The following is a 20434-nucleotide window of genomic DNA, read 5'->3' as shown; positions in this document are numbered from 1 at the left end:
TTAATATCTTTGTCGTAAAATTAAGGTTGGAATGTTAGAGTATAAAGATACAACAGAAAAAGTAAAAATACCAGCGCAACGCTTAGCCGATCTCATTTTAGATATAGGTACTTATCTACTTGCATCGGGAGCGCATTGCGGAAGACTCAATAGTAATCTGGGGAGAATGGCTTCGACATGGGAGTTTGATCTACATATAGATCCTACGTTCAAAGGGCTGTTAATTACTGTAAAAGATATGAACGACCCTGCAAATACAGTCACCAGATTTAAGAATTCGCCCCCTCACAATGTCCACCTTGCTGTTTTGACTGAAATATCACATTTGTCGTGGAAAGTAAAAGAAGAGAAACTTTCCATCACTGAAGCAGAAAATGAATTTGCTGCAATCAAAGCTAAACCATATTATAAAGATATATATGTTGCTATAGCTGTCGGACTTTCATGCGCAGGGCTATGCCTTTTCTCATTAGGAGATTCGATGAACGCTACGGTTGCTTTTGTTGCCGCTTTTTTAGGATATTTTGTCCGTGTTGCCTTCTCTAAGAAGAATTTCAACTCTATGATTTGTATCTCGATAGCAGCTTTTGTTACCACTCTGATTACAGGGCTTGGAAGACTATATGGAATCGGAGCACACCCCGAAGCTGCCATGGCTACAGGCGTATTATATCTTATACCCGGAGTCCCTCTTATAAATTGTGTTATAGACCTGATAGAAGGCTACCTCTCGTCTGCAATCAACAGAGCCTTATTCGGAGGGTTTATTTTACTTTGTATTGCCGCAGGAATGACCTTATGTATTACACTAATGGGGATCAATAATTTTTAGAAAAAAAAATGGAAGAGCTTACTATTATAAATATACTACGCGACTTTGGCATTGCATTCATCGTCGGCTTCTGTTGGGCTATATTATTTGGTTCACCTAAACGTTTGTTATGGGTAGCCGGCCTGCTTGGAGGGATGGGACATTGTATCCGTTTTATTTTAGTTCAACTCGATTTCGGGTTAATAACCGCAACTCTGGCAGGGTCTGTACTAATAGGACTGATAGGCATTTTTGCTGCGCATAAGGTAGACAGTCCACCTGTTGTATTTACAATGCCGGCCTGTATTACGATGATACCGGGTATGTTTGCTTATAAAACGATGCTTGCCGGAATAAAGGTTACAGATCTAACGATTGTAGAGCAGAACCCTCGGATACTAATAGAGATGTCACACAATCTTATGCTGACAATGTCTCTTTTATTCACCTTGGCAATAGGAATATGTATCAGTGCGCTGCTTTTCCGAAAATCGAGTGTGAAAAATATATCGCTGAAAGATATAATAGGAAAAGGCTGATACTCTAGTTTACTTTATTATCTATCTCAGTTCCCCTATAAAGAACCGATTAATTGTTTCTTATGTATTAATTTGACGATCCATCGGGATATAAGGAATACTATTATCTGAGTAAAAATAATAAAAACACCGGACGGTACATCCAAAACAGCAGAAAGAAATAATCCGACCAAACAACCCAAGAATCCTATAAGAATAGACAGCAAAATCATCTTCACAAAATTAGAAGTGAATAGATTAGCTGTCATCTGAGGAACCGTCAATATAGACATAAGTAAAACAATTCCAACCAAACGGATAGACAAAACGATTGTTATTGCGATACCCATCATCATCGCATACTTAATCAGATTGACAGAAAGATTGCGTGTCTTTGCAAAATCAGGATCGAATGCTGCAAAAAGTATTTGTCGCCCAAAAAGCAGGAAAACAATGATAAGCACCAATGATAAAACAGCCAGATATATAATATCTGGTTTTGTTATAGTTAAAATATTCCCAAAGAGATAATCGGAAAGGTTGGGTGCAAACCCGGGCTTAAGATAGATAAAAATAATACCAACAGCCATCCCTAAAGACCAGAATGAACCAATAGCAGAATCTTCTCTAACCCCCTGCCTTGAAGAAAGCCACTCAATACCAAACGCCGACAGTATAGAAAAAATCATTGCAGACAGAATTGGATTCCATCCAAAATAGAAGCCCATTCCAATACCGCCGAGCGAAGCATGTGTTATCCCTCCACTAATAAAAACTAATCTGCGGATAACAACATACGATCCTATAATTCCACATGCAATAGAGGCAAAAAGACTACCTAGAAGAGCATTCTGAAAAAAGCTATAGGATAGAAGATCAAAAAATTCCATTGTGATAATATTATTTTTTTCTGAATCAGACATTTCTAGAATGAGAAATAATCATCATTTCTATTTTCCAGAAAAGTGACAAAAGTAACACTTTATTGAAGGTTTCTTATTTACCTGTTTTGTCACTTATTTTATATTTATATCAGATTCGCACTTAAAAATTTGCGAATAACCTCTGCGTCCTCTCCTCTTCTTTCAACATAGGATTCCATCTGATCATCAAGGATATTTCCAATATTAAAATATTTCGATTTAGGATGAGATATAATTATTCCACTTACAGAAGCATTGGGTAACATAACGCCATTTTCGGTAAGTTCTACTCCTATTTCTTTCGATTGTAGCAGGTCATTATTCAACAAAAAATTAATAGACTGATCGGGAATAGACGGATAGCCTACTGCCGGACGAATACCCTGATATTTAAGAGTAAACATGTCATTTACAGAAATATTTTCCTCGGCAGCAAAGCCCCAATACTCTCTTCTTATTTTTGCATGCAACCACTCGGTTGTGGCTTCTGCCAATCGGTCTAAAACTGATTTTAGTAATAGAACCTTGTATTCGTCACCCTGCTGCTCGAATTCGCTCATCAATTCATTCGAGCCGACTCCGGCAGTTACTGTAAAACCTCCTACATAGTCCTTCTTCCCTGATGATTTAGGTGCAACAAAATCGCAAAGAGACAAATATTCTCCTCTGTCATTCTTTTTTTGCTGACGCAGCATCGGAAAACAGACGTCATTGATGTAGAGACATTCATTTTCGCTATATGCCTCAAAAACACCAAAAACAGCATTTATATACTCTACTTTCTCAAATATCAATTGGTCTAACAAAGCCTTAGCATCTTTATAAAGCTGCATGCCTTCGGCTGCTTTTTCTCGTTCCTGCTCGGGAAAAGAATTCAACCATGTCGTACTACACGAAGAACAATCATCAATATGCTGTACCGATGCATAACGAGCCGATAAATTCCAAGAATGGAAGAAGAACTTCCAGTCGATATACGGAACTATCTCATCCACCGGTATACGCTTCAAAACCTGTCGCCCTTTTACTCTCGGCTCAGGTGTTTTATATTCAGACCAGTCTATTGGCATTCCTTTATCTAAAACTTGAGTCAAAGGTAACAGGTCAGCCTTCTTATCTCCGGCATTATCTCTCAACTGAGAGTATTCCTGTTTTACTTCGTTTATATAATTTTCTTTTGTATTCGGATTTATTAATTTACTTACAGCAGCAGGAGCCTGAGATGCATCTTTCACATACACTACCGACCCATTATTGTACTTAGGATCTATCTTTATTGCAGTATGCAGTTTAGATGTAGTTGCACCGCCAATCATTAATGGAATAGAGAATCCTGCCTTTTCCATCTCGTGAGCAACAATACTCATTTCTTCCAGCGATGGTGTAATCAGTCCGCTTAGACAAAGAATATCTGGTTGCTCTTCCTTTACTTTCTGAATAATAACCTCAGGAGGAGTCATAACCCCTAAGTCTATGACTTCATAGTTATTACATGCAAGAATTATGGCTACTATGTTTTTACCTATATCATGTACATCGCCTTTCACAGTCGCAATAACAAGCTTTCCTGCTTTATTACTCCCTGCCGAAGATGATTTCTGCGCTTCCAATGTTGGTTGAAGAATAGCCACAGCACGTTTCATTGTGCGAGCTGTTTTAACCACTTGCGGTAAGAACATCTTACCCGAGCCAAACAAGTCTCCGACCTTGTTCATACCGTCCATCAGAGGCTTATCAATTATATCCACAGCCTTAAGATATACTTTGAGAGCTTCTTCCAAGTCTTCTTCCAAGTGATCGCTAATACCCTTTATTAATGAGTACTGAATACGTTCATCAAGCGGGAATGATCTCCATTCTTCCACTTTTTGTTCAGCCTGCCCGGTCTTTTCATTTTTAATGCGCTCTGCATATTCGATAAGTTCGTCAGTGGCTTCCGGTCTACGGTTAAAGATCACATCTTCTACCAGATTTTTAAGTTCGAGTGGAATATCATCATACACCACTGATTGCCCCGGATTAACAATACCCATATCCATACCCCTCTGAATAGCATAATAGAGGAATACGGCATGCATCGCTTCACGCACATAATCGTTGCCACGGAAAGAGAAAGATAAATTACTTACTCCCCCACTAATCTTTGCATGCGGAAGGTTTTTCTTTATCCATGTAATAGTTTCTAGGAAATCAACAGCATAATTACGGTGTTCTTCTATGCCGGTAGCTATAGCCAAAATATTAGGGTCGAATATTATATCAAGCGGATCGAATCCGTCATTTATCAACAACTTGTATGCTCTCTCACAGATTTCGATTCTACGAGAGAATGTATCAGCTTGTCCTGTTTCATCAAAAGCCATTATGATAACTGCTGCACCATATTGTCTGACAAGACGAGCGTGACGAAGAAATTCTTCCTCCCCTCCTTTCAGCGATATTGAATTTACAATTGCTTTACCTTGAACACATTTTAGACCGGCTTCCAACACTTCCCACTTCGAGGAGTCAATCATCACAGGAATACGAGAGACATCAGGATCGGAAGCCATCAGGTTAAGGAAAGTAGTCATTTCTTTTACTCCATCAAGCAGCCCTTCATCCATATTCACATCGAGTACCTGCGCCCCATCTTCTACTTGCTTATGAGCAATAGTTAGAGCCTCTTCATATTTTTCTTCTTTTATCAGGCGAAGAAACTTGCGAGAACCTGCTACATTGAGACGTTCTCCTATATTGATAAAATTAATTTCAGGCTTAGCCTCTAGCAACTCTAAACCTGAGAGCCACATATATTTTGGCTTTTCAGCTGGTTTATGAGGTTTTGCATCCTTCACCAAATCAGCATATTTTGCAATATGCTCGGGTGTCGTACCACAACAGCCACCAATAATATTTACTAATCCTTCTCCAATGAATTCGCTAATTTGCTCAGCCATTATATCAGGTGTCTGGTCATATTCTCCAAACTGGTTTGGCAACCCCGCATTTGGATATGCTGATATAAAGCTTGGAGCCATTCTAGCCAATTCTTTTAAGAATGGCTTCATATCCGATGCTCCAAAAGAACAATTAAGCCCGACCGAAAGATAGTCTATATGATTGACCGATGCCAAAAATCCTCCTATTGTTTGCCCTGATAATGTACGCCCTGCTTTATCTGATAAGGTTACAGATATCATTATCGGCAACTCAATATTTCGTTCTTTGAGAACCTCTTCGGCAGCGAATAAGGCAGCCTTTGCATTTAGCGTATCAAATATCGTTTCTATAAGCAATAGATCGACACCGCCATCCGCAAGCCCCTCTATCTGCTCCTTATAAGCAGAAGACAAGTCGTCAAAAGTAACAGCACGATAGATCGGATTTTCAACCTTAGGACTCATTGATGCTGTTTTATTGGTCGGTCCAATAGAACCCGCAACAAAACGAGGTTTATCCGGATTCTGCTTTGTATAATCTATAGCAGCTTTTTTTGCAATTTTCGCTGCCTCTTTGTTTATTTCTTTTGCCAGATGCGACATGTTATAGTCCTCTAGGGATATAGCTGTTGCATTGAATGTATTTGTTTCAATAATATCAGCTCCCGCATCCAGATACTTTCGATGAATTTCTTCTATTATATCGGGGCGTGTGAGATTAAGCAGATCATTATTCCCTTTTTGTAATATTACGCTATCACAAAAACGCTCGCCCCTGAAATCCTCTTCTTTCAGTTTATACTGTTGAATAAGGCTCCCCATAGCACCATCAAGGATAAGTATCCTCTCTTTCAATATATCTTGTATCTTTTGCATCAATTTATTTATTTTCTAAATCAAAAATTTTAACTGAGTTTACACCCATATAATTTCCATACGCATTCTGCATCCACACAATCGAATCTAAAGGAATATCTCCCGTTTTAGGACGTACCAATAGCGATTCAGATGCATTAAAACGTCCATATATTATAATATCTTTTATTCCTTTTTGTTTTTCAGCAAGCACAATCCGATCTCTTTCTGCCCATATTCCATGTATTCGTTTAAAGTCTTCGAGACTTAGCCAATATGAATAAATAAACACTAAAGAAGCAACTCCAATAATTGAGTATAAAGACCTCTTTATAAATAAAATGGAGAAATCAAGATTGGCATATAAAAATCCTGTAGCAATAAACAGGAATATCAGTATAGCAAACCACACCCGAGTAGGAAAAGTTGGAGCACCAGTCATAGCCAACGTTCCCACACCTGCTGTAAAGGCAAATAACAAGGACAGAAACAGTATCTTCTTATTACTATCTTTCTTTTTGAATTTGAAATATAGAAATAAAAAGATTGCATATATAACTGTTGGAATAAGTGCATACCAAGTAGACATTTTCAAAATGCTTGTAAACCTATAAACATAAAACATGTATATAGGTTCAGTGCCTCCCGAATTCAGGTTGCTAAGTTCTCCTGCATTTCTTATATAATTACCTGGCGCTAACAGCATAAAAGCACACCCTACAATAGCTCCTATAAACCCTAATATCATCCATTTGTGTAGCGTTTGCTTTTCCTTTTTCGCTAATATAATTAAGCATACAACGAAGAAGATCATCGCCACAGCCATATTCTCATTTGTCCATCCGGCGATAATACCAAGCAAAAACATTGCACAGGCTTTTATCCAACTATCGTTAGACTTTCCTGTAAGGTAAGCAGAGCAATAGAAAGATAGAAACAACAGAATAAGTAAGGTTCCCCACATATAGTTTGCACTCCCCGTAATCCAAAAAACATTTTCGATCAATGCAGGCGTAAGAAACCAGATCAACAGATTTATTCCAACAAAAAGTAACAAATTACTCTTGTTTCCCTTATTTGTTATATAATAGATTGTTACAACTAATACTATATACCCAATGCTATTGATGATATCACCCCAGAAAACACCTGCAGCAAGCATAAACTGAGCTATCGCATGAACAACTGAACGTCCTCCCCACTTGAAATAATGAACATATTGATACGGAATAATGTCAGAAAAACCGACTCTATTGCCTTCGGCTGTCATACTGTATGTCCAATCATCGAGGGTAATAGGGAAATAATGATTCAGTCCATAAATACCGAAGAACAGTAATATGGAAGCCAGAACAATGTATTTTTGTTCGAATAAAATCCTTTTAAATCCCTGCAACATTACCTATACAATTAATGCTTCATAGCACGATCCATAGCGCGCTTATCGTCTTTCTCGCGTAGCGACTGACGTTTATCATATTGTTTTTTACCTCGTGCTACAGCTATATTTACCTTAGCTAAACCCCGTTCATTTAAGAAAATACGGGTAGGTACGATCGTATATCCTGTTTCTTTTACCAATCGCTGTATTTTTTTCAGCTCTTTCTTATTCAACAAAAGTTTGCGATCACTACGTGCAGCATGATTGTTATACGAACCATAAAAATATTCTGCAATGTACATATTACGTACCCACAGCTCATTCTTTTCGAACATACAAAATGTATCCACCAGACTGGCTTTACCAAGGCGAATAGATTTTATTTCTGTTCCTGTAAGCACAATGCCGGCAGTATATGTTTCGATAAATTCATAATCAAAACTTGCACGTTTATTTTTTATATTTATGTTTGATTGATTCATAATTATATAAGCATTCTTATCCAAACTTACAAAAATACTAAATATTAGGCTTAAGTATCTATTTCAACCTGAATATTCTTAGTTGATGCATTCAGAACAAGATAATCTTAAGCGTTGATTATGAAAAAAAGAAGATTTTTGATATTGTAAAGTTAGTCCGCAGACACATGATTTTGCTAAAAAAAGGTGGTGAAGAAAAAAGGTTGAATTCTCAAATTCAACCTTTTAATTTCTTTTCTATTTCAGCAACTTCCTCTCGGAATGTTTTATCTACTTCCATTTGCTCCCGTACTGTTCTACATGCGTGGAGTACCGTCGCATGGTTTTTCTTACCTATCAGAGAACCAATCTGAGCAAGAGACATTTCCGTATAGCTTTTAGAAAGATACATTGCTACCTGTCTTGCTTGCACAATCTGACGTTTCCTTGATGCTGTATGAATAAGCTCGCTTTTGATATTGTAGAAATCACAAACAGCAGATTCTATTGTATTAATTGTGATTTTCTTTGCTTCTATCTTCTTTATTGCCTGACCAATAACTCGTCTGGCCAATGGCAAGTCGATCTCTTTGTTATACACCAAAGAATGAGCCATTATAGAGACAATGATACCCTCTAAGTCACGAGCATTATCTGTTACATTTTCAGCTATATAATCTACTACATCCTCAGGAATAGACAATCCATCGTGTAATATCTTATTCTGAAGGATTTTCAATCTTAACAGCTTGTCCGGATTATCAACTTTAGTAGTCAAACCCCATCTAAAGCGAGTCAGCAATCGTTCTTCAACTCCGTGTAGCTCCGAAGGAGACTTGTCGCAAGTGAGAATAAGCTGCTTATTGTTCTGATGTAAATGATTGAATATATGAAATAATGTATTCTGCGTTTTCTCTATTCCGGCCAATTCGTGGATATCATCTATGATAAGGACATCTATGCCCTGATAGAAATTAATAAAATCATTGGTCGTATTGTATCGTCCCGCATCTGCATATTGTACTTTAAACAAATGAGCAGATACATACAATACACGTTTCTCCGGATATTGTTCCTTAATGCTATTTCCTATTGCATGACACAAATGTGTTTTACCCACACCTGATGTTCCATGAACAAACAAAGGATTGAAGGCTGTCTTCCCTGGATTTCTTGTTATAGTTTCCCCTGCGGTACGAGCCAGCTTGTTACTTTCTCCTTCAAAAAAGTTATCGAATGTATATTTATTATTCAGTTGCGAATCGAAATCATCCGCCACTACTTTTTGGAATGGATTAGGTACTTTGTTTGTATTCTTTCCTAGTACAATCTTATCTGTAGAAGATTTTGCATCGCCACGATAGTCTACTAATGTATTCGTTGTATTTTCCATAAGTATGCGATATTGCAATATCGTATCGCTGCCTATTTCTCTATATAATGTGGCTTTGAGCAAATCAATGAACTTGTCTTCTAAATATTCGTAAAAGAATTGGCTGGGAACTTGTATCGTAAACACCCTGTTTTCGTACGAGAGTGGGACAATAGGCAGAAACCATGTCTTGAAAGCGGCCTCAGTTACATTATCCTGAAAAACCTTCAAACAATTTGACCATAATTTCTGAGCTGACACTTGTTCCATTTACGTTATTTAATATGAATTTGAATATTTATTAATTGCTTCCGAATGTAAATTTCTAAAATATTTTCAATAAAAAAAAGTGGGTATAAATTTGGAATTCGCCACAAGCAAGCATCTCGTTTAATATCAACCACTTATAGAGCTTTAACCCAATCAGAGGGGAAGTACCTTCAAAAGCCTATCTAAATCAAGACCTTAGTAGCCAATAATGAAATGTAACAAAATTTTAACAATTCCGAAATATCTCTCAGAAAGCATTCGTGTTACACCTTTACAAAAAATAATGTTTTTTGCTTATTTAGAATAATTCTAAACAATGACCTTAAAACACCTTGACATTAATATAACGGGAAGGGTTTTCTTTTACATCTTTAAGAAGTAGAGATGCGTTACTCATGGTATTGACAATACTATCATAGAGTTGTCTATCATTCAGCAACAGACCAATAGATCCGTCTTTCGAATTCATTTTTGCTGAAAGATTTTCTAAGCTTTTCACGGTTGCATCAACAGACTTATAAGTAGAAGCCAAATCAATTTGGTTGAATTGTTTCGACATAGTAGCAAAATCGGTTGAAGCCTGACTAAGGTTTCCGGTAATTGTAGGCACATCTTTATTTAATGCTGCCATCATTACATTCAGCTGTTTTGTTGTTTTAGCTAAATCTCCTGTTATTTGATTCACATCAGACAAAGATTGAGATAAAGCAGGATTATTGACCAGCACATTTATACCGGTCAAAATAGAATCTATCTTCGGCATGAGATTCTGTATTTGAGGGATCATCCCCCCTGCAGCATCCAGCATGCCTTTATTTCGAATGCCAATTATAGTGTCCGAAGGAGAAATAAACTCTGTCTTATTATCGCTTTCTTTAACAATTATTGTGGCAGAACCCAACATAGATACATCTAATATCATTTGACTACCTTTAGGTAGTTGCACTCCTTTGTTCATATCCAAATAAGTAATGATACGATTTCCGTGTTCTGTATCCAATTTCATAGAAGATACCAAACCGATCGGATAACCGTTTAGAGTTACCGGCGTAGCCTGTGTTAATCCGGCAACATCGTCAAAAACTACCATATACGAATTAGACGGCCTGAACAAGTTAATTCCTTTCAAGAAACTGATTCCGTAATACAATATAAATATTGCAATTACAAAAGCCATGCCTATTTTTACTTCTTTAGATATTTTACCCATAATGTATCTCTATTGTATGTTAGTTAATCCGGTGCTTATTACTTTATACGCTTCCCATTCTTCATTCTTATAACAAATGCATCTTTAAATTTCAACCTTACCTGATTCTGTATCTTTGTTATTTCATTAAAATTGGTAGTAGAACCGTATGTATATCTATACACACTACCATCTTTATAAAAAGACACGGGAGACAATCCCTTCAGAGCCGGTGAATTTCCAGATAACTTGCGAGGCGATACAAGAAACTGCACTCTATATTCTATTTGATCTTTTTCTATTTTTTTATTTGATGACGCAGTATTGTTTCTTACTTTTTCAGAAACTGACACTTGAGATATCCTGTCTTCATTCTGATCATTCTTAACGGTTATCGTTTCTTCTTCTACATCATCAAAACTAATATCTTCTACTTCTGTAGATCCTACAACTAATTTCCCTTGTTTTTTATCAAAGTCACGTTTGTATTTTCTAAAACCGGAGTAGATAGCTGTAGCCATCGACTGTTGTCCCGACTTTGTTGATAAAAACTGTGCCTCCGATTGATTATTTATAAAACCTAGCTCAATCAGCACACTCGGAGCACTTGTTTTTCTTAACACCAAAAATCCGGCCTGACGAACCCCTCTATCCACTCGCTTTGCTACATTCCTAAAATCAGACTGAACAAAAGAAGCAAATTGTAGACTTTGCTCCATAAAGGTGTTCGTCATGAATTCAAAAATAATATACGATTCGGGCGAATTCGGATCAAAGCCCTCATATTTGGTTTTGTAATTATCTTCTAATAATATCACAGAGTTTTCGCGCTTGGCTACTTGTAGGTTTTCTTCACTACGAGCCAACCCCAAAATATAAGTATCAGCGCCTGATACTGTAGTTGACTTTGCTGCTGTAGAGTTGGTATGAACTGAGATAAATAAATTAGCTTTAGCCTTATTTGCTATATCAGCTCTCTTATCAAGATCTACAAAAACATCTGATTTTCGAGTATATACAACTTTTACATCTTTATGATTTCGCTCTATCAATTGTCCTAAAGCTAAGACAACACCAAGATTTATATCTTTCTCTTTATATCCACCTCTGGTTGCCCCGGTATCTTTTCCTCCGTGCCCGGCATCAATTACTACAACAAATCTTGAGTCTATTGCATAAGTTACATTTGCAATAAAGAGTAAAATAAGAAGACTCAAAACTTTGTTCATAAGGAAATTAATCGATGTATAAAGTTACGCTTTATAAACTACTTGGTTTTTAAGTTCTTTGCCTGCAAAGAAATCAGAAATACTATTCATTGTCGTATTTGCGATATTCTCCATCGCCTCCTGAGTAAAGAATGCCTGATGCGAAGTTACTATCACATTGTTAAAAGACAAAAGTCGAGCCAATACATCATCTGTCATCACAGCATCAGAGTGGTCTTCGTAGAAGTATGCTCCTTCTTCTTCATATACATCTAATCCGGCATAGCCAATCTTTCGGCTTAACAATCCATCAATCAGATGTCTTGTATGAATCAACTTTCCTCTACCTGTATTAACAATCATCACGCCGTCTTTCATTTTGTTGATAGATTCATCGCAGATGAGATACTCTGTTTCTTTTGTCAACGGGCAATGCAAGGTAATTATATCAGAATTGGCATACAACTCATCCAAAGTAACATATTTAATACCTTCTGCTTCGGCAAAAGCATTATCAGGATACAGATCATAAGCCAGCACATTCATTCCTAAACCTTTGAACAACCCTATAGCTACCTTACCAATCTTGCCTGTACCGATTACTCCGACAGTCTTTCCGTACATATCAAAACCTTCGAACCCAACAAGAGAAAAGTTTCCGTCGCGTGTTCTTAAAAAAGCACGGTGAACTTTGCGGTTAAGACAAAGCATCAAAGCCAAAGTATGTTCAGCAATAGCATGCGGAGAATAATCGGGTACACGTACCACCTTTACTCCATGCTTTTCAGCAGCCAAAATATCTACATTATTGAAACCGGCACAACGTAATGCTATCAGATTAATTCCATATGATTTCAATTTTGCTACAACGTCTGAATCAACGACAGCATTAACAAAAATACATACAGCATCTGCACCGTTAGCCAGCACAACATTATTTATATCGAGATGTTCTTTGTGATATGTTAGTTCGAATCCATATTTTTCATTTACTCTATCAAAAGTAACTCTGTCATATGGTTTTGCATCAAAAACTGCGATTTTGTACGCCATGATTTTATTTTTTTATTTCTTATAACACTAAGTCACAAAAGTAAACAAAATAACTTTTATCCTCAAAACTATCATTGAGCTATTTGTTTTACAGTATTACATTTAAAATATTTTTCACATATACCCCACTCATTAGTCAATCCTGCTATACAATCAGAAAGTATATATAACTAGCCCTCCACCCCGTAACACTATAAAAACAACAAAGGGAGCGAAAAAGCTCCCTTCATTTATAATCTTAAGTCTAATTTATTATTTAGCATAACTTACTGCACGGGTTTCACGAATGACAGTGATTTTCACTTGTCCCGGATAAGTCATCTCATCCTGAATACGTTTAGCGATATCTGCAGACAGTTTTTCAGTTTCCACATCATCAATCTTATCTGCTCCAACTATAACTCTCAACTCACGACCAGCCTGAATAGCATAAGTTTTCAATACGCCCGGATACGAAAGAGCTAATTGCTCCAGATCATTCAAACGTTTGATATAAGCCTCAACAATTTCACGACGAGCACCCGGACGAGCACCGGATATAGCATCACAAACTTGCACGATAGGTGCCAATAAGCTTGTCATTTCCACTTCATCGTGGTGAGATCCTATCGCGTTACAAACGTCGGCTTTTTCTTTATATTTTTCAGCCAGCTTCATACCAAGCAAAGCGTGTGGAAGTTCCGGTTCATCATCTGGAACTTTACCTATATCGTGTAACAATCCGGCTCTTTTTGCTTTTTTCACATTCAATCCTAGTTCGGATGCCATAATCGCACAAAGATTAGCAGTTTCACGAGCATGCTGCAACAGGTTCTGTCCATAAGATGAACGATACTTCATCTTACCAACTAAGCGTATCAACTCTGGGTGCAAACCGTGTATACCTAAGTCAATAGTCGTACGCTTTCCTGTTTCTATTATTTCCTCTTCGATTTGCTTTCTCACTTTGGCTACAACCTCCTCGATACGTGCCGGGTGAATACGTCCGTCTGCAACCAACTGATGCAAAGCCAAACGCGCAACCTCACGTCTCACAGGATCAAATCCTGAAAGAACAATTGCTTCGGGAGTATCATCAACTACGATTTCAATCCCTGTAGCAGCCTCTAATGCACGAATATTACGTCCTTCACGTCCGATTATACGACCTTTTATTTCGTCTGATTCTATATGGAATACTGTTATGGCATTTTCAATTGCAGTTTCTGTTGCCACACGCTGAATAGATTGGATAACAATCTTCTTCGCTTCTTTATTGGCTGTCATTTTAGCCTCTTCCATTATCTCACTGATATAAGACTGAGCATGAGACTGAGCCTCATCTTTCAAAGCTTCTACCAGTTTTTCTTTCACTTCTTCTGCCGACAATCCCGACAATGCCTCAAGCCTTTCCACCTCTTGCTTGTGAAGCTTATCCAAATCTTGCTTTTTCTTATCTATCACCTCTAATTGAGCCTCTAGATTAGTTTTGATTGTATCTACCTCGCTACGCTTGCGTTGGAGTTCTTCCTGCTTTTGGGTCAAACTTAATTCTCGTTGCTTAATCTTAGCCTCAGCAGCTTGCAGTTTCGAGTTCCTACTATTCACTTGCTTTTCAAATTCAGACTTCATCTGTAAAGCCTGCTCTTTTACTTCAAGTAGTTTATTTTTCTTGATCACCTCTGCTTCTTGTTCCGCCTCTTTTACTTGACGTTTGAATTTTGAATTCGCCATAAAATTCAAAACCACCCAAGTCAGTATTGCTCCAACAAGAAAGGTAATTCCATACAATAATATATCCATATTCTATTTTTCTTTGATAAAAACTTATATTCAATAAACAAAAAAACACCAACCCAAATATGAAACTTATCTCATATCTGAAATTAGTGCTTTATATATCATCAATTTAAAACTTTACTTTACCTGCGCTTTCAAATATTCATCCAGTTCATTTGTCAAACTTTGGATTCTATGCTCGAAAGTTTCGGCTCGCAGTTGATGTTCAACTTTCTCTGCCACTGCCTGAATTGATGTCATTGCCATATAGTCGACATCCCTCAACGGCTGAGTAGAAACTCCTGTAAAATAATTTTTATATTGTACTAACTTATAATCTATTTCGTCTGCAGCTCTACGATAAACTTCCTCATCTCTACGTTTTATACGAAGAGGGTATCTCATATCAGCCACTCGTAGATTAATAATTAAATGCTCATCCATAACATCATTTTTCTTTTACGCTTTCAGCATGGTGATACATTTATCTACATCTCGCACTAATTTCGACAACCGTTTTTTAGCATTCATCCTCTCCTCTGGGTCTGCTGATGAAAAAGATTTTGCAAACTTCAAATTGTCATATTTAGCATTTAACGCATCCAACTTTAATGATAATGCTTCTATCGCTGTTTCTTTTTGCTTCAATTCCTGCTTCATCTGTGCATTTTCCTCTTTAAGCATATCACAGAGATACATTAACTGCCTCATTCTTATCTCAAACTCGGCAAGAAGTTTTTCATCATTTTCAGTCATATAATAGCCAAAATGCTACACAAAAATAGATAATACCAACGAATTAACAAAATTATTACGCTCCTTAATTATTGAAAAATACATTATACCGAAAAAAAACAAAGAGGGGCACTTACTATATGTAATAAGCACCCCTCTTTTGTAAGCTTGTTTAGGTCTTTCAAAGCAAAACGACTTGTAAGTCGTCCTTTAATTCGTTAAACGCAATTTTTCCTTCTCTGGCTAGCCAGCCAAGAGCTGCATACATGTCTTTTTCTGTAAGTTTGCAGGCTTTCTTGATTTCCTTTAAAGATTTACTACCTTCCGCATCAAGATAAGTCCAAATGATTCCTGCATTTGTTCCAATTTTTTCTTTCATAATGGGTGTAAGTTAAAAAATTAAACTCATCATTAATTATCACTTACAAAAATACATAAAATTAACTACCCCAACAATTTAATATTACATTTATTAGCAAATAGATAATATTATGACAAAGTAGTTAAAGGGATCATTTATTTGGATTTTAACCAAATTCTTGTAGTTTTGTGATAAAAATAATTGCCTTGCGTTTTTTTAGTCTGCATAAGAGAAAGGAGTATAGTGACGAAGAACTTTTGTCACTGTTTAAAGATACGAGTAAAGCTGAATATTTCCAACAGCTTTACGAACGCTACATACCTCTCATCTATGGGTTGTGCCTGAAGTATCTGCAAAACACCGAACAATCGCAAGACGCTGTAATAGATATATTTGAGAACCTCTCTCAGAAAATACAAGGCTATGAAATAAAGATTTTCAAGAACTGGCTGTATAGTGTTGTTAAAAATCACTGTTTTCACATTTTAAAAGAAAATAAAAGAGAAATTATAGTAAATTTCGACTCTCAACTTATGGAATCTGAACCTATTTTGGATCTATTAAGCGAGAATGCGAATGAAGACAAAGAAGATGCGTTGAACAAATGCTTGGAACAGCTTCCCGAGCCTCAGCGCATATCGGTGGAGAAGTTCTTCTACGAAGACAAATCCTATGCTGAGATTGTAAATGAAACAGGATTTCATCTGAAGAGTGTAAAAAGTTATATCCAAAACGGAAAAAGGAATTTAAAAATCTGCATTGAGAAAAACCTGAAAGAATGAATTTTTTAGATTACATAAAAGGACAAAGGAAAGGCGTTGATGCTCATCGGATCGAAAAAGATTCGATGAAAGATCCGTTTATGTATGAGGCTATAGAAGGTTTCGACAGTATCGACGATGATCACTTGGCAAGTATCAACAATATACACGAACGCCTGAATGCCAAAACAAAAACAATCAAGAAACATCATCCTATATGGCAAAGTGTAGCGGCAGCTGCTGTTGTGATTTTTGCTATAGCCGGATATATGATTATCGGATACCATGAGTCTAACGACCTACAGGCACAAGATAAAGGCATGAGCTCTATTATCAACATATACGTACCTGAAGAGTACTATGTAGAGAATATAGTTGTAATAGCAAAACACAATACCGAAGCAACCAAAACATATAAGCCCAACATAAGCAAGTTCAGACTAGACAAAGAAGAGTCTATCAATACCGAAGCTCTGACTGTATTATCCCAACAAGAGGATGATGGCATGGTAGAGGTTTATGCGCCCGAGAACTTCAAAGACGAAGCAAATACTTCTCTTACTATAAAGAAAGGGAAACCTGAACCAATAGGTGGATATAACAGATACAATGCCTATTTAAAAACGGCAATGCGGCGACCTACCGACGATTCGTGCAAAGACAGGAAAGGAAAAGTAGCCATTGAATTCTCAGTTGACGAACAAGGACGCCCATATCTATTTGAAGTAAAACAAAGCCTTTGCGGAACTTGCGACAATGAAGCTATTCGCCTGATACAAAACGGAGCCAAATGGACTACTGGTACTGAGCGTGTTATGGTGAGGGTAATGTTTTAATCTTTCTTTTCGAGCAAATCTGGACGCAAACGTTCGGTGCGCTCCAAAGCTTGCTGCAAGCGCCATTCACCTACCTTAGCCTGATGTCCCGACAACAAAATATCAGGCACGCGCCAACCCTTATATTCTGCCGGACGTGTATAAACAGGCGGAGCCAGTAAATTATCCTGAAAAGAATCGGACAAAGCCGATTGCTCATCCCCTATTGCGCCGGGTAAAAGCCGTACAATAGCATCAGTCATAACAGCAGCAGCCAATTCTCCTCCCGTAAGAACATAATCACCTATAGATATTTCGCGAGTTATCAGATGTTCGCGCACGCGATAGTCGATACCTTTGTAATGCCCACACAGGATAATAATATTGTTATACGACGACATTTGGTTTGCTATTTTCTGATCAAATACTTCTCCATCGGGTGATGTATAGATCACTTCATCGTACACTCGTTGTTCCTTTAATGCTGAAATAGCATTATCGATAGGTTCTATCTGCATTACCATGCCTGCTTCGCCTCCAAAAGGATAATCATCCACACGTCGGTGTTTGTTCGTTGTATAATCACGAAGATTGTGAACAACTATCTCTACCAAGCTTTTGTCTTGAGCTCTCTTAAGAATAGAACAATCCAAAAGACCTGTAAACATTTCAGGCAAAACACTTATTATATCTATGCGCATACTTATAGTAAAATGAATTGCAAAGGTAGAGTTTTCTTTCAATTAATAAATAAGAGCCCGGATTATAAGTAAAAAAGTGACAAATACACAAAACATCACAACACAAATAATCAGCACATTACAGACAAAAGGTGACAAAAGTGACACTTTTTAAGTTGTTTTTATTTGTCACTTTTTCTTCTTTCGAAGAAGTCACTAATAATTAATACTATACGTCGTTCTTACATGCTTTAGGAACGAAGCGAGAAACTCCGTATTACTCTTTTTACTCTGTAGTTAAAAAGAATAGATAAGAGCAAATGCGACAACAATTCCTCTTTTACGATCCAATAAATCAAAGAGCGTTTATAATAGATAATCTTTTTCATATAAACTATAAGCTCTCATTGTTACTTTTCTTCCTATACTGTAGTTTAAATTACACTCAACCGCTTATTCCTTTTGTTCTAATATTTGTAGCCACTATAGCCGACAAAATGAGGGCTACTCCAAGCCAGCGAAGTGCATCTACCGATTCTTGCAATATAAACGCCGAAGACGATATTGCGACAGGCAACTCGACAGCACTAAGGATTGCACCTATCGAGACACCCACACGGGGCATACCCATCGAAAAGAAAAGAGGAGGAACCACCGTACCCAACAGAGCCAGCGCCAGCCCCCAAAAAACAAGCCCACCGAAATACACACCATTAAAGAAGAATAATGGAGGAAAAATTATCCATGTAATAACGCATGATCCGGTAATCATCAAAGCGCTCTTTTTCAGTACGGGCTGATCGTTACCTACACGTCCGCTTGTCATCAAGAAAATAGCATAACTAGTAGCCGCCAGCAAGCCGAAAACGACTCCTTTGAAATTGAGCATAATTTCCTGACTGAATATTCCACCGGCAAGCAGTGTCCCTATCAAAACAATGCCAAGCAGCAGCAATTGCTTACGTCCGGGTTTCTTCCTGAAAACCACAGCCTCTATAAGCATACTTATCCACAGATACTGCATCAGCAATATAATAGCGACCGATGCAGGCAATAGTTTCACACATTGGTAATAGAATATACCAACCAGCCCGGTAAAGGTTCCGGCAATGATTATTTTCCACCATTTAGTATTAGGTTGAGTATTATCAATCGTTTCTTTTTTATCACCTTTCTTTACCGATTTGGTAATAAAATACAATAGCCATAAAATGACCATTCCCGAGAAAGATTGCGTTCCTGTGATTTCGCCGAGTGTGTAACCTTCGGCATATGCAAATTTTACGATAGTGGAAAGTAGTCCGAAGCTTGCCGCTCCAATAAACACTAACAATCCGCCTTTTATTCTTTGATCCATTATTTATGTTAAGTTCTAAATCATTATACCTCAAAGGTAAACACAAAAAAAAGGAATACCCTTTTTCGGATACCCCCTCCATTTACATTTTCGTTCGCATACAATAAACTCAAGACTTATTATATACGCTTTGGTACTGCAAAATTACAATATTTATTTCTTCATGCAAAACACATCGGAAAGTTTATATATTTCTTTACAACAAGAAACTGCACCTTTTATGCTCTGCTCTTCCTACTTCTCCTTTTTATGGAACATATTCCCTGTAGCCTGTGCCGTAGGCATCACCAGCATATCCTGAATATCCACGTGCGGAGGTTGTGATATAGCAAAATAAACAGATTCAGCAATATCGTCGGCAACCAAATTCTCATAACCTGTATATACCTGATCGGCACGCCCTTTGTCTCCTTTGAAGCGAACCAACGAGAATTCCGTTTCCACAGCTCCGGGACAAATCTGAGTCACCCGAATATTATAAGGCAGCAGATCCATACGCATACCTTGATGCAATGCATTCACTGCATACTTAGTCGCACAATATACAGCACCATTCGGATAAACTGCCTTTCCGGCAATAGACCCTATATTGATTATATGTCCCGAACAACGTTCTACCATAACCGGAGTAACCACCCGAGTAACATACAACAAACCCTTGACATTTGTATCTATCATTCTTTCCCAGTCGTCAACTTCGCCTTTATAAATTGGGTCTAACCCTACAGCAAGCCCCGCATTATTGACAAGGACATCAATATTTTTCCATTTTTCGGGAAGGTTGCCCAAAGCAGCCTCTACCTCATCGTATTTTCTTACATCAAAGCATAGAGGGAGAACCGCAGAACCATAGTTTATGCTTATTTCTTTATCCAGTTCTTCTAATTTATCCTTTCTTCGTCCGGTAATAATAAGGTTATACCCTTCCTTGCCCAGCCGCAAAGCAATTGCCCTGCCCAAACCGGACGTAGCACCGGTTATTAATGCTATTTTTTTCATTTGAGT

General features: G+C 37.5%; 19 protein-coding genes. 4 read left to right on the top strand and 15 right to left on the bottom strand.

Going from position 1 to position 20434, the window contains the following annotated elements:
• Positions 1-31: 31 nt before the first annotated feature.
• Both BGO84_RS11875 and BGO84_RS11870 read left to right on the top strand, forming a co-directional pair.
• Positions 32-832: a threonine/serine exporter family protein gene (locus tag BGO84_RS11875; protein ID WP_291029423.1), complete on the top strand. Its 801-nt coding sequence runs from the start codon at positions 32-34 to the stop codon at positions 830-832.
• Between the two features lie 8 nt (positions 833-840).
• Positions 841-1350, top strand: a complete 510-nt coding sequence (locus tag BGO84_RS11870) for a threonine/serine exporter family protein (protein WP_006842391.1) — start codon at positions 841-843, stop codon at positions 1348-1350.
• Positions 1351-1385: 35 nt separating this feature from the next.
• On the opposite strand, the gene BGO84_RS11865 is transcribed toward BGO84_RS11870, so the two are convergent.
• The 12 genes from BGO84_RS11865 to BGO84_RS11810 all read right to left on the bottom strand — a co-directional run bounded on the left by BGO84_RS11865 (position 1386) and on the right by BGO84_RS11810 (position 15834).
• A complete protein-coding gene (locus BGO84_RS11865; RefSeq protein WP_291029421.1) occupies positions 1386-2219 on the bottom strand; it encodes a metal ABC transporter permease in 834 nt (277 codons plus the stop codon).
• Between the two features lie 137 nt (positions 2220-2356).
• Positions 2357-6049 (bottom strand): methionine synthase, encoded by a 3693-nt coding sequence (metH, locus tag BGO84_RS11860; protein ID WP_291029419.1) that lies wholly within the window; start codon positions 6047-6049, stop codon positions 2357-2359.
• Between the two features lie 4 nt (positions 6050-6053).
• Complete coding sequence (locus tag BGO84_RS11855; protein WP_291029417.1) at positions 6054-7427, bottom strand: DUF6056 family protein; 1374 nt, start codon at positions 7425-7427, stop codon at positions 6054-6056.
• 11 nt (positions 7428-7438) lie between these two features.
• The gene (gene smpB / locus BGO84_RS11850; protein ID WP_006842387.1) at positions 7439-7891 is read right to left on the bottom strand and encodes an SsrA-binding protein; all 453 of its coding nucleotides are present in this window, start codon (positions 7889-7891) and stop codon (positions 7439-7441) included.
• A 217-nt stretch (positions 7892-8108) separates the two neighbouring features.
• Positions 8109-9512, bottom strand: coding sequence for a chromosomal replication initiator protein DnaA (dnaA, locus tag BGO84_RS11845; protein ID WP_252637680.1), 1404 nt, complete (start codon positions 9510-9512; stop codon positions 8109-8111).
• A 322-nt stretch (positions 9513-9834) separates the two neighbouring features.
• Entirely contained in the window at positions 9835-10722 is an 888-nt protein-coding gene (locus BGO84_RS11840) for an MlaD family protein (protein ID WP_291029415.1), read from the bottom strand.
• Between the two features lie 38 nt (positions 10723-10760).
• Positions 10761-11930, bottom strand: a complete 1170-nt coding sequence (locus BGO84_RS11835) for an N-acetylmuramoyl-L-alanine amidase (protein WP_291029413.1) — start codon at positions 11928-11930, stop codon at positions 10761-10763.
• A 24-nt stretch (positions 11931-11954) separates the two neighbouring features.
• On the bottom strand, positions 11955-12962 hold the full coding sequence (locus tag BGO84_RS11830) for a 2-hydroxyacid dehydrogenase (RefSeq protein WP_135103782.1): 1008 nt from the start codon (positions 12960-12962) through the stop codon (positions 11955-11957).
• A gap of 252 nt (positions 12963-13214) precedes the next feature.
• Positions 13215-14744 (bottom strand): ribonuclease Y, encoded by a 1530-nt coding sequence (rny, locus tag BGO84_RS11825; protein ID WP_006842382.1) that lies wholly within the window; start codon positions 14742-14744, stop codon positions 13215-13217.
• Between the two features lie 114 nt (positions 14745-14858).
• Positions 14859-15164, bottom strand: a complete 306-nt coding sequence (locus BGO84_RS11820; RefSeq protein WP_006842381.1) for a cell division protein ZapA — start codon at positions 15162-15164, stop codon at positions 14859-14861.
• Between the two features lie 15 nt (positions 15165-15179).
• A complete protein-coding gene (locus BGO84_RS11815; RefSeq protein WP_135103781.1) occupies positions 15180-15476 on the bottom strand; it encodes a hypothetical protein in 297 nt (98 codons plus the stop codon).
• Positions 15477-15636: 160 nt separating this feature from the next.
• Positions 15637-15834 carry a winged helix-turn-helix domain-containing protein gene (locus BGO84_RS11810; protein WP_006842379.1) on the bottom strand — a complete coding sequence of 66 codons (198 nt, stop codon included), beginning with the start codon at positions 15832-15834 and terminating at the stop codon, positions 15637-15639.
• A gap of 170 nt (positions 15835-16004) precedes the next feature.
• On the opposite strand from BGO84_RS11810, the gene BGO84_RS11805 reads away from it, so the two are divergent.
• Together BGO84_RS11805 and BGO84_RS11800 are read left to right on the top strand one after the other, a co-directional pair.
• The gene (locus BGO84_RS11805; protein ID WP_291029411.1) at positions 16005-16598 is read left to right on the top strand and encodes a sigma-70 family RNA polymerase sigma factor; all 594 of its coding nucleotides are present in this window, start codon (positions 16005-16007) and stop codon (positions 16596-16598) included.
• Entirely contained in the window at positions 16595-17413 is an 819-nt protein-coding gene (locus BGO84_RS11800) for a hypothetical protein (protein ID WP_291029409.1), read from the top strand. Before BGO84_RS11805 ends, BGO84_RS11800 begins: the two co-directional genes overlap by 4 nt.
• Here the strand turns inward: BGO84_RS11800 and trmD are convergent.
• From trmD to BGO84_RS11785, 3 genes are all read right to left on the bottom strand, one after another.
• Entirely contained in the window at positions 17410-18093 is a 684-nt protein-coding gene (gene trmD, locus BGO84_RS11795; RefSeq protein WP_291029407.1) for a tRNA (guanosine(37)-N1)-methyltransferase TrmD, read from the bottom strand. The genes BGO84_RS11800 and trmD overlap by 4 nt on opposite strands.
• Before the next feature lie 424 nt (positions 18094-18517).
• Positions 18518-19429: a DMT family transporter gene (locus BGO84_RS11790; RefSeq protein ID WP_291029405.1), complete on the bottom strand. Its 912-nt coding sequence runs from the start codon at positions 19427-19429 to the stop codon at positions 18518-18520.
• Between the two features lie 234 nt (positions 19430-19663).
• The gene (locus BGO84_RS11785) at positions 19664-20428 is read right to left on the bottom strand and encodes an SDR family oxidoreductase (RefSeq protein WP_283686248.1); all 765 of its coding nucleotides are present in this window, start codon (positions 20426-20428) and stop codon (positions 19664-19666) included.
• Positions 20429-20434 lie beyond the last annotated feature (6 nt).

Source organism: Dysgonomonas sp. 37-18, assembly GCF_001899125.1.
Lineage (GTDB): Bacteria > Bacteroidota > Bacteroidia > Bacteroidales > Dysgonomonadaceae > Dysgonomonas.
The sequence above is the reverse complement of the archived record's forward strand: the minus strand, read 5'-3'. Positions and strand labels throughout refer to the sequence as shown.